Annotated in this window: 17 protein-coding genes; 4 read left to right on the forward strand and 13 right to left on the reverse strand. The window is 68.2% G+C overall.

What is annotated here, in order from left to right:
• Window positions 1-2: 2 nt before the first annotated feature.
• From ACFYRU_RS34790 to ACFYRU_RS34805, 4 genes are all read right to left on the reverse strand, one after another.
• Entirely contained in the window at window positions 3-920 is a 918-nt protein-coding gene (locus ACFYRU_RS34790; protein WP_387666855.1) for a tetratricopeptide repeat protein, read from the reverse strand.
• 49 nt (window positions 921-969) lie between these two features.
• On the reverse strand, window positions 970-2754 hold the full coding sequence (locus tag ACFYRU_RS34795) for an NAD-binding protein (RefSeq protein WP_387666857.1): 1785 nt from the start codon (window positions 2752-2754) through the stop codon (window positions 970-972).
• The gene (locus ACFYRU_RS34800; RefSeq protein WP_387666860.1) at window positions 2675-4348 is read right to left on the reverse strand and encodes a methylmalonyl-CoA mutase; all 1674 of its coding nucleotides are present in this window, start codon (window positions 4346-4348) and stop codon (window positions 2675-2677) included. The genes ACFYRU_RS34795 and ACFYRU_RS34800 overlap by 80 nt, the downstream gene beginning before the upstream one ends.
• A gap of 156 nt (window positions 4349-4504) precedes the next feature.
• Window positions 4505-5005, reverse strand: a complete 501-nt coding sequence (locus ACFYRU_RS34805) for a MarR family winged helix-turn-helix transcriptional regulator (protein WP_387666863.1) — start codon at window positions 5003-5005, stop codon at window positions 4505-4507.
• 32 nt (window positions 5006-5037) lie between these two features.
• Between ACFYRU_RS34805 and ACFYRU_RS34810 the strand changes: the two genes are divergently transcribed.
• From ACFYRU_RS34810 to ACFYRU_RS34825, 4 genes are all read left to right on the forward strand, one after another.
• The gene (locus ACFYRU_RS34810; RefSeq protein ID WP_387666865.1) at window positions 5038-5484 is read left to right on the forward strand and encodes a DUF4231 domain-containing protein; all 447 of its coding nucleotides are present in this window, start codon (window positions 5038-5040) and stop codon (window positions 5482-5484) included.
• A 32-nt stretch (window positions 5485-5516) separates the two neighbouring features.
• Window positions 5517-6239, forward strand: coding sequence for a maleylpyruvate isomerase family mycothiol-dependent enzyme (locus ACFYRU_RS34815; RefSeq protein WP_387666868.1), 723 nt, complete (start codon window positions 5517-5519; stop codon window positions 6237-6239).
• 61 nt (window positions 6240-6300) lie between these two features.
• On the forward strand, window positions 6301-6648 hold the full coding sequence (locus ACFYRU_RS34820) for a YciI family protein (RefSeq protein ID WP_387666871.1): 348 nt from the start codon (window positions 6301-6303) through the stop codon (window positions 6646-6648).
• A gap of 94 nt (window positions 6649-6742) precedes the next feature.
• Window positions 6743-8017 (forward strand): RNA polymerase sigma factor, encoded by a 1275-nt coding sequence (locus ACFYRU_RS34825; RefSeq protein WP_387666874.1) that lies wholly within the window; start codon window positions 6743-6745, stop codon window positions 8015-8017.
• Here ACFYRU_RS34825 and ACFYRU_RS34830 read toward each other — a convergent pair.
• The 9 genes from ACFYRU_RS34830 to ACFYRU_RS34870 form a co-directional block, all read right to left on the reverse strand.
• Window positions 7984-8670, reverse strand: a complete 687-nt coding sequence (locus ACFYRU_RS34830) for an SDR family NAD(P)-dependent oxidoreductase (RefSeq protein ID WP_387666876.1) — start codon at window positions 8668-8670, stop codon at window positions 7984-7986. The two genes, ACFYRU_RS34825 and ACFYRU_RS34830, sit on opposite strands and share 34 nt — an antisense overlap.
• Window positions 8670-8828, reverse strand: a complete 159-nt coding sequence (locus ACFYRU_RS34835; protein ID WP_387666879.1) for a hypothetical protein — start codon at window positions 8826-8828, stop codon at window positions 8670-8672. Before ACFYRU_RS34835 ends, ACFYRU_RS34830 begins: the two co-directional genes overlap by 1 nt.
• The gene (locus ACFYRU_RS34840; RefSeq protein WP_387666882.1) at window positions 8825-9760 is read right to left on the reverse strand and encodes an alpha/beta hydrolase; all 936 of its coding nucleotides are present in this window, start codon (window positions 9758-9760) and stop codon (window positions 8825-8827) included. The genes ACFYRU_RS34835 and ACFYRU_RS34840 overlap by 4 nt, the downstream gene beginning before the upstream one ends.
• Before the next feature lie 20 nt (window positions 9761-9780).
• Window positions 9781-10551, reverse strand: a complete 771-nt coding sequence (locus tag ACFYRU_RS34845; RefSeq protein ID WP_387666885.1) for a VOC family protein — start codon at window positions 10549-10551, stop codon at window positions 9781-9783.
• 51 nt (window positions 10552-10602) lie between these two features.
• Window positions 10603-11688, reverse strand: coding sequence for an aldo/keto reductase (locus ACFYRU_RS34850; protein WP_387666888.1), 1086 nt, complete (start codon window positions 11686-11688; stop codon window positions 10603-10605).
• 228 nt (window positions 11689-11916) lie between these two features.
• Window positions 11917-12636 (reverse strand): PH domain-containing protein, encoded by a 720-nt coding sequence (locus ACFYRU_RS34855; RefSeq protein WP_387666891.1) that lies wholly within the window; start codon window positions 12634-12636, stop codon window positions 11917-11919.
• 89 nt (window positions 12637-12725) lie between these two features.
• The gene (locus tag ACFYRU_RS34860) at window positions 12726-12884 is read right to left on the reverse strand and encodes a hypothetical protein (protein ID WP_185759051.1); all 159 of its coding nucleotides are present in this window, start codon (window positions 12882-12884) and stop codon (window positions 12726-12728) included.
• Between the two features lie 298 nt (window positions 12885-13182).
• Window positions 13183-14139: a methylmalonyl Co-A mutase-associated GTPase MeaB gene (gene meaB / locus ACFYRU_RS34865; protein ID WP_387666894.1), complete on the reverse strand. Its 957-nt coding sequence runs from the start codon at window positions 14137-14139 to the stop codon at window positions 13183-13185.
• On the reverse strand, window positions 14139-15341 hold the full coding sequence (locus ACFYRU_RS34870; RefSeq protein WP_387666897.1) for an acetyl-CoA C-acetyltransferase: 1203 nt from the start codon (window positions 15339-15341) through the stop codon (window positions 14139-14141). Before ACFYRU_RS34870 ends, meaB begins: the two co-directional genes overlap by 1 nt.
• Window positions 15342-15396: the final 55 nt, after the last annotated feature.

Consider the following 15396-nt stretch of genomic DNA (forward strand, 5'->3'; position numbering starts at 1 on the left):
CTCTAGAAGAGCGCAGCCATCAGCCGGCGGCGGGCCTTGATCACGCGGTCGTCGTCGGCGCCCACGACGTCGAACAGTTCGAGCAGGTGCAGGCGTACGGCGTTGCGTTCGTCGCCGGCCGTCGCCTGGATCGTGGAGATCAGCCGCGCGAAGGCGTCGTCGACGTGCCCGCCCATCAGGTCCACGTCCGCGACCAGCAGCTGCGCCTCGACGTCGGCCGGGTTGTCCGCGGCCCGCGTCCGTACGTCGGCCGGCACGTCCTGCGTGCGCTTCACCAGCTGCACGCGGGCCAGCCCGGACTTCGCCTCGGCGTCGTTCGGGGTCTCCTTGAGGAGTTCCTCGTACGCCGCGATCGCGCCGTCCAGATCGCCCGCGCCGAGGGCGGTCTCCGCCTTCTCGTACCGCGGGTTCGGGGCGTCCTCCTCGACCGGCTCGGCCACCGGGCCGACCGGTTCGGCGCGCCCGGTGATGCCGTTCGCGACCGCAACGGTCAGCAGCTGGTCGAGGTACTGACGCACCTCGGGCTCGCCCAGTACGCCCTGGAACAGCGGCACCGGCTGACCCCGCAGGATCGCGATCACGACCGGTACGGCCTGGACGCCGAACGCCTGCGCCACCTGCGGGTTCGCGTCGACGTCGATCCGGGCCAGCAAGAACTTGCCGTCGTACTCGGTGGAGAGCTTCGTCAGCGCGGCGCTCAGCGTCGCCGCGCCCTGGGAACGCGGCGAGTACAGCTCGACCACGACCGGCGCCTGCAGCGACCGCTCGATCACGTCGGCCTGGAAGTTCGCCTCGGTCACCTCGATCACATAGGCACCGGCAGCGCCGCCACCAGCGGGAGCACCGGGCGCGCCGCCGGCCGGTTTGCGCAGGGACGAGAGGTCGACCGCCCCGGGACGGGAGAAGTTGGACTGGCTCACCGTGATCCTCGCATTCCGTGCCTGCTCCGCATGTTCACAAACCTATCCTCTACGACGCGGCCGACTTGCGCTGCGCCCGGGTCACCATCAGCAGCCGGGCGAGCCCGGCGCGGGTCCCCGCGACCGCCACCCGATCGCCCGCGTTGACGGCCCGGGTGGCGGTCGGCTGCCAGTCCCAGGGTCCGTTCAGGTCCTGCCGGGCGAGGATCCGCAGGCCCTCGGCCTCGTTCAGGCTGCCGAGGTTGCGCCCTTCGGCGACCGAGCCGGGTTCGACGACCACCTCGGTCAGGAGCAGTACGCGGCGACCGGCCGGCACGATCACCTGGCGGCGCTTGTCGCCGACCGCCGCCGCGACCGCCGGTGCCACCAGCATCGACACCGACCGGCTGTTGCCGAGGCCGAGCTGCCGCTCGACCCGCTCCGCCAGGTCGTGGTCGAACATGCGCATCGTGATCCGCGCGTCCGGATTCAGCTCCTGCGCGACCATTGCCGACTCCAGGTTGGTGATGTCCCCGTCGGTGATCGCGAGCAGTGCCTGGCAGCGCTGTACACCGGCCGACCGCAGCGTCTCCTCGTTGCTGCTGTCCCCCACCACGACCGGGATCTTCAACCGATGCGCGACCTGTACGCCGGGCGCGTCGTCGTCCTGGTCGACCCCGACCACCGCGACGCCCCGCTCGACCAGGATCTCCAGCACCCGGGCGCCGACCGTACCGAGACCGCACACCACGACGTGGTTCCGCGGCCGCCCGCGCACCCCGCCGATGATCCGCGACAGCCGCGCGCCGATCAGCGAGTCGACCACGACCGCCGTCAACAATGCCATCAGTACGATCCCGGTCAGCTGGACGACGACCGCACTGACCTTCACCCACGGCTGCGCGTCGTTGAACTTGTCGTCGTCGATCCCTGCCGACGTGACCACACCGGCCGCGAGGTACAGCGCCCGCCACCACTCGATGTTGCCGAAGTAGTGCACGATCCCGGTACCGATCGCGATCAGCATCGCCATCAGCGCGGCGATCTTCCGGACCCGGCTGTCGAGGATGTCGCGGACCGCCATCGCCCACCCGGCCGGGCGTACGCCACGGCTGTACCAGACCGTCCGGACGCCGGTACCGAGGACGATGTCGCCCTCCGGGTCGACACTGGCCTGCGGCAACAATTGCGGCGTGGCCGACGACGTCGTGTCGGCGAGCACGGTCAGGTGTGGTTCCCGGATCAGATCGGCCTGACCGACCACGACCATCCGGCCGCCGAGTTCCATCCAGGTCAGCTCGTCGTCGTCGAGCGCGTCCGAGACGAACGCGGGCGCCGCGAGCGACGGCCCGTTGATCACCACGCAGTCGCCGAGCAGGCTGTTCAGCTGGCTGCCCAGTCGCGGGTTCACCATCTGCAGGATGATCCGCAGGTCGCGATCCATGTCGCGGGCGGTCAGCGCGGTGTGCACGTTGTGGACGTCGTCGGTGTCGAGCAGCACCAGCGCGCGGGCGGTGGACGGCGTACCGTCGTCGTCCGCGTCGATACCGGCCTTGCGGAGCAGGGACTCGCTGATCACCGGGGCGAGGATCACAGTCGCGCCGAGCTCCCCGATCCGGTCGCGATGCCGCGACACCGGGTTGACGATCGCGGTCACCCGCTCGCCCGAACTCACCAGCTCGGTGACCACCCGGAGCATCGTGCGGTCCGAGCCGCAGACCACGACCGGGCGTTCGTCCGGGGTCCCGGTCGCGGCGGACCGCTCGGACGGTTCCTCAGAAGCGGGCGGGCTCTCGGTACTCGCCCCACTGTTCCCGAAGAACGTGACAGATTTCCCCCATCGTGGCCTCCGCACGCACTGCCTCCAGCATGGGCTCGATCAGGTTGCCAGTGCCGCTGGCCGCCTCCACCAGAGCCGACAGCGTACGCCGTACCCGGTCCTCGTCGCGGTGGGACTTGCGCTCCGCGAGCACCCGGCACTGCTCGATCTCGACCTCGTGCGAGACCCGGAGGATCTCCAGCTCACCGGACACCGTGTCGGTGAGCGTGTTGACGCCGACGATCTTCTTCTCGCCCTTCTCGAGCTTCTGCTGGTACTCGAACGCGGCGTCGGCGATCTCGGCCATGAACCAGCCGTCCTCGATCCCGCGCAGGATGCCGCCGGTCATCGTCTCGTCCGGGCTCATCTCCTTGATCCGCGCGAAGATCTGCTCGGCCTCGGCCTCGATCGCGTCGGTGAGCGCCTCGACGTACCACGAGCCGCCGAGCGGGTCGGCGACGTTCGTGACGCCGACCTCCTCCATCAGCACGGACTGCGTGCGCAGCGCGATCTCGGCCGACTCCTCGGTCGGCAGCGCGAGCGTCTCGTCGAGCGCGTTCGTGTGCAGCGAGTTGGTCCCGCCGAGTACGGCGGCGAGTGCCTCGACGGCCGTCCGTACGACGTTGTTTACCGGCTGCTGCGCCGTCAGCGACACCCCGGCCGTCTGCGTGTGGAACCGCAGCCACTGGGCCTTCTCGGTGCGCGCGCCGTACACGTCGCGCAGCCAGCGCGCCCAGATCCGGCGGGCAGCGCGGAACTTGGCGATCTCCTCGAAGAAGTCCAGGTGGCTGTCGAAGAAGAACGACAGACCGGGCGCGAACACGTCGACGTCGAGCCCGCGCGACAGCCCGAGCTCGACGTACCCGAAGCCGTCGGCGAGCGTGTACGCCAACTCCTGCGCGGCCGTCGAGCCGGCCTCGCGGATGTGGTACCCGGAGACGCTGAGCGGCTTGTACGCCGGGATCGTGGTCGCGCAGTACTCCATCAGGTCGCCGATCAGGCGCAGGTGTGGCTCCGGCGGGAACAGCCACTCCTTCTGCGCGATGTACTCCTTGAAGATGTCGGTCTGCAGCGTCCCGTTGAGCTTGGAGATGTCGGCGCCCTGCCGCTCGGCGGCGACCAGGTACATGCAGAACGCCGGGACGGCGGGGCCGGAGATCGTCATCGAGGTGGTGACGTCCTGCAGCGGGATGTCCTTGAACAGCCGGTCCATGTCCGCGGCCGAGTCGATCGCGACCCCGCAGTGCCCGACCTCGCCGAGCGACTTCGGGTCGTCGGAGTCGCGGCCCATCAGCGTCGGCATGTCGAACGCGACCGACAGGCCGCCACCACCGCCGTTCAGGATCATCTTGTACCGCTCGTTGGTCTGCTCGGCGTTGCCGAAGCCGGCGAACTGCCGGATTGTCCAGGTCCGGCCGCGGTACCCGGTCGCGTACAGCCCACGGGTGAACGGGAACTCGCCCGGCCAGCCGATCCGCTCCATCCGCGGGTCCGCGCTGCGCTCGGGCGGGCCGTACACGGGGGCGACCTCGGTGCCGGAGAGCGTGGTGAAGTCCGCCTCCCGCTTGCGCGCGGCGTCGTAACGCTGCTGCCACCGGCTCTGCCCGGCCGCGATCTGCTCGGCATCCATCAGTCAGACCTCCCTAGGGACTGGTCCCAAAATACTAGGACGTCCAACTATTTCCAATGTGAGGTGGACCGCCAGGCCATCGCAATCGGCTGCCGCCGGAGGTGCCAGGCGGCAGATGCGGCCCGGAAGCCGATTGTGATGGCCTGGGCGTCCGGCTCAGAAGTCGCCGGCGTTGTGGCGGAGGGGCTCGAGGACGGACCAGAGCATCTTGAGTTGCTCGTCGGTGAGGCCGCGGAGGGCGAAGTCGGCGGCGACCAGGTCGGCGGTGGCGCGTTCGACCAGGTCGCGGCCGTCGGGCGTGATCTCGCACAGCACCGCACGGCCGTCGTCCGGGTGCGGCGTCCGGGTCACCAGCCCGGCCGCCTCGAGCCGGCGGACGATCGACGTCACCGATGTCGGGTGCACCTGGAGCCGCTCCCCCATCTTTCCCAGCGGCAGCGACCCGCGGCGCGAGAAGGTCAGCAGGACCAGCGCCTCGAACCGGGCGAACGTCAGCCCGTGCTTGCGGAGGATGTCGTCCAGCTCGTTGATCACGATCTGCTGCGCCCGCATCAGCGACGTGACCGCCCGCATCTGCTCGACCGCACCCCACCGCCGCCCCCACTGCCGCGACGCCTCGTCGATCGGATCGAACGGCAACGCCCTTCTCCTGGCCATGACCGGAACCTTAGCCCCAGACTGGGCGGACCATGTCGAGACTCAGAGATTCCGACTTCCCCGCGCTCGGGAGCGACTCGCCCGCCGAGCAATTGATCAGCATCCGTTTCCGCTGGTACGCCCACCAGGCCCGGCGCGCCCGCATCTGGTACCGGGCGCTCGGCACGGTGCAACTGCTGGCCGCGCTGGTGATCGCGATCTCGGTCGCGATCAAGGCACCGACCTGGCTGGCACCCGCGCTCGGCGGCGTGATCGCGCTGGCCGAGGGGATCCGTACGTTGTTCGGGTTCAAGGACTCGTACCCGACGTACACGCGGACCGCGCAGGAGCTGCGCAACGAGGCCTGGCTGTACGCGCAGAAGGCGGGCCGCTACACGACGGCCGAGGAGCCGGTGAAACTGCTCGCCGAACGCGTCGTCGAGATCAGCCACACCGAGACCGAGGACTGGGAAGCGGCCCTCAAAGCGCGGAGCGTCTGAAACTGTCGGCGGTCTCTGACAGGGTGCGGACCATGACATACCTGGAGCAGCTGCGCGCCGACAGTGCGCGACTCGGCGAGGTGGCGCGGACCGGACTCGGCGCGCCGGTGCCGAACTGTCCCGGCTGGACGGTCGACGACGTGGTGCGGCACGTCGCGCAGGTGTACGTCCACAAGGTCGAGGTGCTGAAGCACGGCACTCTCCCCGACCCGTGGCCGCCGGACTTCTCCGGCCTCGGCAGCCTCCAGTGGTACGACGAAGCGCGCGAGGCCATTGTCGCGGCGCTGGAGAGCGCCGGGACGTCGACGCCGGTCTGGACGTTCAACCCGCGGGACAACACGTCCGCGTTCTGGTACCGGCGGATGGCGCACGAGACCGCGATCCACCGGGTCGACGTCGAACAGGCGCACGACGTGGTCACCCCGATCGACCCGTCGCTGGCGCTCGACGGCATCGACGAGGTGCTGTACCCGACGCTCGGCGGCCCGTGGTGGGAGGAAGGCGACACCGAGTACCCGATCGACGCCGCGATCCGGCTGCGGGCCGGTGGCCGGTCCTGGACGGTGAACGCCGACGCGACGAGTGTCGACGTACAGCACGGGGACGACGGCGTGGTCGCGGCGGAGGTGACCGGCGAGCCCGAGCAGGTCTACCTGTGGTTGTGGGGACGGGCCGGCGAGGACGCGATCGAGATCCTCGGCGATCCGAACGTCGTGCGCGCGTTCCGGGGCCGGATCTCCGAAGCGTCACAATGATCATGTCCTCTGTGGGAGGTGCCGTTCGTTCCCTTCACAACAGCCGAGAAGGAGGACTCCCATGGCGCAGTACCTAGCACTCACCTACACCGCGGACGTCGACTGGTGGGCGCCCGAGCAGGCCGACGAGCTGGCCGAGTACCGCCGGTTCGGCGTCGAGTACGCCGACCAGGTCAAGGCGAGCGCCGTCCTGCACCCGACCGCGACGGCGACCGTCGTCCGGGTCGAGGGAGCCCGTGGCGGACCGGTCGTCACCACCGACGGGCCGTACGCCGAGACCAAGGAAGCGCTGACCGGCTACTACCTGATCGAGGCGGACGACCTCGAGGCAGCGGTCAAGATCGCCGCCGAGATCCCAGCCGCCTGGGGCGGAGCCGTCGAGGTCCGCCCGGTGATCGTCGCCAAGTAACAGCTCTCCACGCCGAGCGGCCGCCGAGCGGCGCGGGCGCAAACGAGTGGTTGGACGATGGGCGCGGACGGCGGGGCGAGGGGTTGGGTGAGGGGTGGACGGGTCGTACGACGTGGTTGCCGAGACCGTTCGGGTCGAGCGGACGCGGATTCTCGCGACCCTGATCCGGACGCTCGGCGACGTCCAGCTCGCCGAGGACGCCGTCCAGGAAGCAGCTCTTGCCGCGCTCGGGGCCTGGCCGGTGACCGGCGTACCGCCCGAGCCGCGCGCCTGGCTGACCGTGACCGCACGGCGGAAGGCGATCGACATCATCCGCCGCGAAACCGCCCGCGGCGCCAAGGAACGCGGCGGGCAGGACCTGATCGAGCTCACCCGGCGAGACATCGAGCCCGAGGAAGTCGTCCAGGACGACCTGCTCCGGCTGATCTTCACCTGCTGCCACCCGTCGCTCTCCCCACCGACGCGGGTAGCCCTCGCGCTCCGCACCCTGTGCGGCCTCACCCCCGCCCAGATCGCCGGCGTACTGCTCACCACCGAGGTCGCCACCACGAAACGGCTCGTCCGCGCCCGCCAGAAGATCGCCGCCGCCCGCATCCCGTACCGCGTACCGCCCGCGGCCGAGCTGCCCGAACGCCTGCCGGCCGTCAGCGCGGTCGTCCACAGCCTCTACACGGCCGGACATGCACCGGCCGAGGGCGAAGCGGCGTACGACGTGGATCTCTGCGCGGAGGCGATCCGGCTGGCGGAGCTCCTGCATTCGCTGCTACCGGATCAGCCGACGCCCACCGCCGTACAAGCCCTGCTCCTCCTGACTGAAGCGCGCCGGCCGGCCCGGCTCGACGCGGACGGTCAGGTGGTGACGCTCGACCTGCAGGACCGGACGTTGTGGAACCAGGAGATGGTTGCCCGCGGCATCGCCCTGCTCAACGAATCGCTGGAACGCTCCGAGCGGCAGGCGGACGCGTACCAGCTGCAGGCCGCGATCGCCGCCGAACACGCCCGCGTCCCGAGCTACACCGCGACCGACTGGCGCGAGATCGCCCGGCTGTACGACCTGCTCGTCGAGGTCTCCCCCAGCCCCGCGGCCGAACTCGCCCGGGTCGTCGCGATCGCCGAGACCGGCGAGGTCGACGCCGCGCTGAAACTCCTGGAGACGATCCCGGTCACCTCACGGCACCACGCCGTACGCGGCGAACTCCTCGCCCGCCAGTCCCGCTACACCGAGGCAGCCGAGGCGCTGGAGGATGCGCTAGCCGAAGCCAACGAAGCCGAACGCGCCTATCGGGAGGCTCGCCGCGACCTGTTCCGGAGCTTGGAGACTCCCGATCCTCAGGCTCACCACGGAAGCATGCCGTCCACATCACAGTAAGTGCCGGTCGGCCCGTCCGGGCCAAGACAGGCCATCTGCACGATGATGACAGCTCCTTCAGAAACGCTCAGCGGGCCGCTGTGCTGATTGAGATCCGTCGCTACGTATCCCGGAACGACACAGTTGACCCGGAAGCCGGGGAACGACTTCGCGTAGTGCACCGTGATCATGTTGACTGCGGCCTTCGACGCGCCGTACGCCATCGCGGTCAGCTCGTTCTCCGGCAGGCCGGGCGTGCTCACCCGGCCCATCGATCCGAGGCTGCTCCCCACGTTCACCACGACGGGATTGGCAGACTCCGCCAGCAGGGGCAGGAACGCGTGGGTGGTTCGAACCAGCCCGACGACGTTCGTTTCGTAGATTCTATGGATCAGATCAGGCGTGACGTCCTCGACGGGAGTCCACGGGTAGTCCATGATGCCGGCGTTGTTGATCAGGACATCCAGACTGCCGACGGTCTCGACAGCCGCGGCGACCGACGCGTCATCGGTCACATCGAGCTCAACCAAGCGACCACCCACCTCGGCAACGGCGCGTTCGCCTCGAGCCTTGTCACGGGACCCCAGCCAGACAGTGTGGCCCGCCGCGACGAGCTGCCGAGCCGTCTCAAGCCCGAGCCCCTTGTTCGCGCCGGTGATCAATGTTGTGGTCATCAGTCCAGTGGCCCAACGCGTCGAAGCGTGTCCGCCCCGGTGCAAGTCAGGAGCAATAAGGTCCGGCCGCCGACGAACCCACTCATTTTGCCTGCGTTGGCCCGCAATTCCTTGATGATCTGGCCATTGTCGTCGTTGGGCATCTCCTGGTTCGTCATGTCAGATGCCTCTCGAACCAATCGAGCACCCTGGCCGGTTCCTTCTGAAAATGGCAGTAGCCGTCCCAGCGACGCGTCGTGCCCTCGATCCAGAACAAAGCCTTGTCAACCGCCGGCAGGCTGTCGAACATCGACTGGACATCACTCGGGCGAGTCATGACGTCGTCCCGCACCTGATAGAGCAGCGTCGGCAGGGTGACCTTCCGTGCTGCCGGCAGCGGCGACAGGTCCTCGAGTCTGAAGCTGATATGCCGCCGAATCCGCTCATCCAGGTCCGGCAGCCGGTCGAGCGGGATCCCCATGCTCAACAGTCTTTGCTCGACGGCCACGCGCACGGACAACGGCTGACAACCGACGAGGCACCTGACCGCTTCGAAGACGTCCGGACGTCGCGCTACCGCAAAGAACGTCGCGTTGCAGTCCATGGATCGGCTGAAGAGCCCCATACGCATGCTGCCGGTATCCTGCCGGCCGCGCACATACTGAACGGCGCCGACAACGTCGCGAGACTCGAAGATGCCGTTCGAGGTGAAGCCGTTGTTGGCAGCCCCACTGTGGCCGAAGTTCCTGTGGTCGTAGGCGAGAACGGTATAGCCGGCGTCATGGAGAATCTTCATGTCAGGTATGAAGTTGACTTCGAAGTCATTGCCACCGTAGGCGCCGAGCGACTTCCACGGCTCGAGGTGTGAGGGCAGTCCTGCACGGCTGCACCACTGGGGGTGCCCCATGATGATGATCGTGTCAGCGGAGTTCGCCGGAATCAGCCAGCCCTCCAGCGGAGTACCGTCCTCCGACGGGAAGGTCACGTCTTCGAACTCCAACCCGCTCTCCGCCGGTGTATGCAGGATCGGAGACCGCGTGAGGATACTGAACTCCTCCGCCATGACGTCCAGCAGCACATCCAGAGTTCCACCGCCGTCGGGATCCGCCATCGCGACATCGTCTGCGGGCATCAGAAGTGCTCGGTCAGGCCTGAGATCAGGGCGAAGCCGGCACCCACGACGTCACTGAAGATTCCGACCCTGCCGGCCGTCGGGAAGTCCGCGAACGGCCGCTGCTGCTCGCCGCCCAGCTCGAGAACGGTTTTCGCGGCCAGATCCACGTCGTCCACGACGAAGGTGTTCAGCCACTGCGGCGGAACATCGGGCGAGACGTACGACGGCATGTCCATCATGCCCCCGACGAACTTGCCGCCGACCCTCCAGTCGATGTACCCGGCCGTACCCACGTTCTCCTCGGGCCTCCAACCGAAGACGTCCGGATAGAACGCCATAGCCTTACCCGAATCGCGGGTGTTGAGTTCGCTCCAGCTCCAGGCTCCACGCTCGTTGACAATCTCCGCGCCGTGATGCCGGATGGGTTCCCAGGCCCGGATGCGGACACCTTCCAGGTCGGCGAAGGTTGCCGTGATTCCGCTGTCCAACACCGCCGTCGCCGGTACCAGGACCTGGCCGCCGGCCTGCAGGACCTTGGCAGACGTCGCTGCCAGGTCGCGACTGGTGATGTAGGTGTTCCACGTAGCCGCGATGTCCTCGCCGGTGGTTCGAACGATCCCAGCGACGATCTTTCCGCCTTTCCGGAACACCCCACGGCTGAGGTCCTCCGTCCAACTGGGCTCCCAGCCGAGTAGACCTCGATAGAAGTCAACGGCCGCTACGGTGTCTTCTGTCGAAAGGTCAACCCAGCACGGGGTACCTGGAACGTACGCTTGCCGTTCGGACATCGAAGACCGATCCCCTCAACAAGGCGCGGCGGGGTCGCCGGCACCGGGCGACTACGACTGGCTGCCGACACCTATCCGTGCCGAGTTGGCCCCTAGGACTGCCGGGGTCCCCGGAGGTCGCCGCCGGCGTGACTTGTCGAGGAGCGCAGGCGGGGTGTAGTTGGAGTCGTCCCGGTTGATATCGGTACCGGGGGGCACGATCTCGTCGATGCGGTCGAGGATGTCAGCACTCAGGATGGTGTCCGCTCCGGCCAACAGGTCCTTGAGCTGCTCCAGCGAGCGCGGGCCGATGATGGCCGAGGTGACCGCTGGGTGAGCGAGGACGAAGGCGATCGCCATGTGCGCCAACCGCAGCCCGGCATCGGTCGCGACCGCCCGAAGCTTGGTCACGGCCTCCAGCTTCGCGACATTCGCAGGAATGCCCTGGTCATACTTGACGCGTTCCGAGCGGGCTCGTCCTTGCTCAAGGTCCAGCTTGCCCCGTCCGTATCGGCCCGAGAGCCAGCCGGCACTCAGAGGTCCCCAGGTCAGCACGCCCATCCCGTACCGCTGCGCAGCCGGCAGTACGTCGCCCTCGACACTCCGGGCCAGCATGGAGTACGGCGGTTGCTCCGTCCGGAAGCGGACGTGGCCGCGTCGTTCGGCAGTCCACTGCGCCTCGACGAGGAGATCAGCGGGGAAGGTCGAGTGTCCGATCACCCTGACCTTGCCCGAACGCACCAGATCGGACATCGCCGACAAGGTCTCGTCGATGTGTGTCAACGGGTCAGGGCGATGCAGCTGATACAGGTCGATGTGGTCGGTGCCGAGCCGCCGCAGGCTGTTCTCGACCTCGCGGATGATCCACCGCCTGGACGAACCGCTGTGGTTCGGGTCGGGACCCATCGAGTTGAAGCATTTGGTGGCCAGCACGACGTCGTCGCGGCATCCGGCCAGAGCCTTGCCGAGAATCTCTTCGGACTCGCCGCGCGAGTACATGTCGGAGGTGTCGACGAAGTTGATGCCCGCGTCCAGAGCTGCGTGGATCGTGCGGACTGCCTCATCGTGATCAGGGTTGCCCCACGCCCCGAACATCAGTGTCCCCAGGGCGAACTCGCTCACCCAGATACCGGTGTCCCCGAGAACCCGTTGCCTCATGGCCGCCCCTTTGCTCGCCAGGCAGAGTGCAGGACGATTTGAGAGTAGCGCGGAAATGTCCGGTCGCCAGCTTGGAGTTCAGCCACACGATCACAAAGTCAGCGACACTTCAGTGACACTTCAGTGAGGCTTCAGTCACCCGCGCGGAGCCTGACACACGCTGTGCACGCGGGCACCACATCCCCACCTACACAGGACGTTCGCGCCCAGCAGGCCGTAACTGTCAGATCAGTCGTTGTCGGTCCAGTTGCCGCGTTCGCTGTTGAAGATGGACTTCGTGGCGGACGACGACGGTGGTGGCGACGGGCGGGACGTCTGCGCGGCGGCGGGGGCCGGTGTGCTCGCGGTGACCTCCTGCGCGGAGTCCATCCCGATCGGGCCCGTGCCGTCGTCGTCGGAGTCCTCGTCACCCTGCAGTACGTCGACACTCGCGGACGCACGCAGGCCGGTGCGCTGGATGACGCGCTGGATGGTCAGGTCCCGGTCGTCCGGGCGGCTGACCCACTTGATCTCACGGAAACCCTGGTCCTGCGCGGCCGACTCGAAGACGAAGTGGCCGTAGCCCAGCATCCGCCCGATGATCGGCTTCTGCAGGGTGATGTCGAGGACCCGGGCGATCGGGGTGGTCGCGACCGTCTGCGAGAAGACGCCGCGGATCCGCATCACCCGCATGTTCGTGACCACGAACCGGTCCCGATGCTGGGTGAGGAACTGCCAGAAGGCGTGCGCGAGCAGTACGAGCACGATCGCGAGCAGCACCGGCTGCCCGCCGATCGCGGTGGTCGCCATCGTCAGCAGCAGTGCCGCCGCGAGGATCACCTCGAGCATCGGCACCGTGAACACCACCCAGTGGTGCCGCACCTCGTCGATGACGACTTCGCCCTCGTCCGAGATCAGATGGCGCCGGACCTTCGGGTCGAAGATCCGGAACAGGCCTATTCCGGCCATCCACTCACTCCCCTGTCACGCGCTGGTGTGTGACCCCGTAGCTCCAAGTGTCCCGCACGATCACTCGCGACGGGACACCCGGCGGTAGATCACTTGAACAGCGCGGTCAGGAAGGTGATGACACTTCCGAACGCATCACCCACGGCAGAGAACGCGCCACCGACCGCCCCCGCGGCGTTGGCCGGCTGAGTGAACAGATAGAAGCCGGCAAAGGCGATGAGCGACCAGATCAACAGCTTCTTCGGCATGTCGCCACTCCTTGTTCCTAACCCACTCGGTCGACTGTGTTTGAGTTTTGTATCACGGACCGTCACCAATTGTCACTGACTGAACACAGCCCACCGCACAATGCTCACCAGCTACAAGGTCCATTCTGTAACGGATTCGGGGGCACGGCACCCACCGGCGCGCCGCCCGGAGAGGCGGATCCGCTTGCGGAGCGTAAATCCTGCGGTATTTGCCCGAAATCGGCACAACTCCTGGTGAACGGAAAGCAAAGACACAAAGTGACACTGCGTGGTCGATTGTTCCACAGCGAGACAAGTGTCACAAAGCGGCGATCAACTCATCTGCTGCTGAATACGGGTCGGTGCCGCCTTCGGCGACCTTTGCGGCGAGTACGTCGAGGCGGGCGTCGCCGTGCAGGTGGGCGAACCGGGCCCGCAGCGCGGTGGTCGCGATCGCCTCGATCTCGTCGCGGGCGCGGCTGCGCCGGCGCTCGGTGAGTACGCCGTTCCCCGACATCCAGGTCAGCCGGTCCTCGATCGCCTGCACGACCTCGGCCACGCCTTCGTTGCGCGAGGCCACCGTCTTCAGGATCGGCGGGGTCCACGAGCCCTCGCTGCGCTCGGCCAGCGCGAGCATCGCCCGGAGGTCCCGGGTGACGGACTGGACGCCGTCGCGGTCCGCCTTGTTGACCACGTAGATGTCGCCGACCTCGAGGATTCCGGCCTTGGCCGCTTGGATGCCGTCGCCCATACCGGGCGCGAGCAGTACGAGCGTGGTGTCCGCCATTCCGGCGATCTCCACCTCGGACTGGCCGACGCCGACCGTCTCCACGAGTACGACGTCGAAGCCGGCCGCGTCCAGTACTCGGAGCGCCTGCGGCGTGGACCAGGACAGGCCGCCGAGATGCCCGCGGGACGCCATCGAGCGGATGAACACGCCCCGGTCGGTCGCGTGGTCCTGCATCCGTACCCGGTCCCCGAGCAGCGCGCCGCCGGAGAACGGCGACGAAGGGTCCACCGCGAGTACGCCGACCCGTTTGCCGGTCTCGCGGTACGCCGAAACCAGCGCGGAGGTCGACGTCGACTTCCCGACGCCTGGCGATCCGGTGATGCCGACGATGTGCGCGTTCCCGGCGTACGGCGCCAACGCCGCCATCACGTCCCGCAGCAACGGCGACTCGTCCTCCACCAGCGAAATCAGCCGAGCCACCGCCCGGGAGTCCCCCTCCCGGGCCCGCTCCACCAGTTCACCGACCGGCGGCGTCCGACGCGGCATCAGTTCTTCGGGACCCTCACGATGAGGGCGTCGCCTTGGCCGCCGCCGCCGCACAGTGCGGCTGCGCCGACGCCGCCGCCGCGACGGCCCAGTTCGAGGGCCAGGTGCAGGACCAGGCGCGCACCCGACATCCCGATCGGGTGGCCGAGCGCGATCGCGCCGCCGTTCACGTTGACCTTGTCGTCGCCGACCTGCAGCTCGCGCGCGGACGCGATCCCGACCGCCGCGAACGCCTCGTTGATCTCGATCAGGTCGAGGTCGGCCGGCGCGATGCCTTCCTTCGAGCACGCCTTCGCGATCGCGTTGGCCGGCTGGCTCTGCAGGGTCGAGTCCGGACCCGCGACCGAACCGTGCGCACCGATCTCGGCGATCCAGCTCAGCCCGAGCTCCTCGGCCTTCGCCTTGCTCATCACGACGACCGCACAACCGCCGTCGGAGATCTGCGACGCGGACCCGGCGGTGATCGTCCCGTCCTTGCCGAACGCCGGCCGCAGCTTCGCCAGCGCCTCGACCGACGTGTCACCACGAACACCCTCGTCGGTCTCGACCACGATCGGGTCACCCTTGCGCTGCGGCACCTCGACCGGAACGACCTCGTCCGCGAAGACGCCGTTCTTCCACGCCTCTGCCGCGCGCTGGTGCGAACGAGCGCTGAACTCGTCCTGCTCCTCGCGGGTCAGCTTCTCGACCGCGTTGTTCTGCTGGTCCGTCAGCGCACCCATGGCCTGGTCGGTGAAGGCGTCCCACAACCCGTCGTACGCCATCGAGTCGACCAGCGTGGTGTCGCCGTACTTGAAACCCTCGCGGGACTTCGGCAGCAGGTGCGGCGCGTTCGTCATCGACTCCATGCCGCCGGCCACGACGATCTCGTACTCGCCGGCCCGGATCAGCTGGTCGGCGAGCGCGATCGCGTTCAGCCCGGACAGGCAGACCTTGTTGATCGTGATCGCCGGTACGTCCATCGGGATGCCGCCCTTGACCGCGGCCTGGCGGGCGGTGATCTGACCGCCGCCGGCCTGCAGGACCTGGCCCATGATCACGTACTCGACCTGGTCCGCGGCGACGCCCGCCTTCTGCAGTGCGCCCTGGATCGCGAACCCGCCGAGGTCCGCGCCGGTGAAGCCCTTGAGGCCGCCCAGCAACCGCCCGATCGGGGTCCGTGCACCGGCGACGATGACGCTTGAGTTCCGCGTGTCAGACATGCTGTCACGATACCTGCGACGGCACTGGTACGCCGCTGGTCGGCGACGTCAGACG

Source organism: Kribbella sp. NPDC004536 (assembly GCF_042873835.1).
Lineage (GTDB): Bacteria > Actinomycetota > Actinomycetes > Propionibacteriales > Kribbellaceae > Kribbella.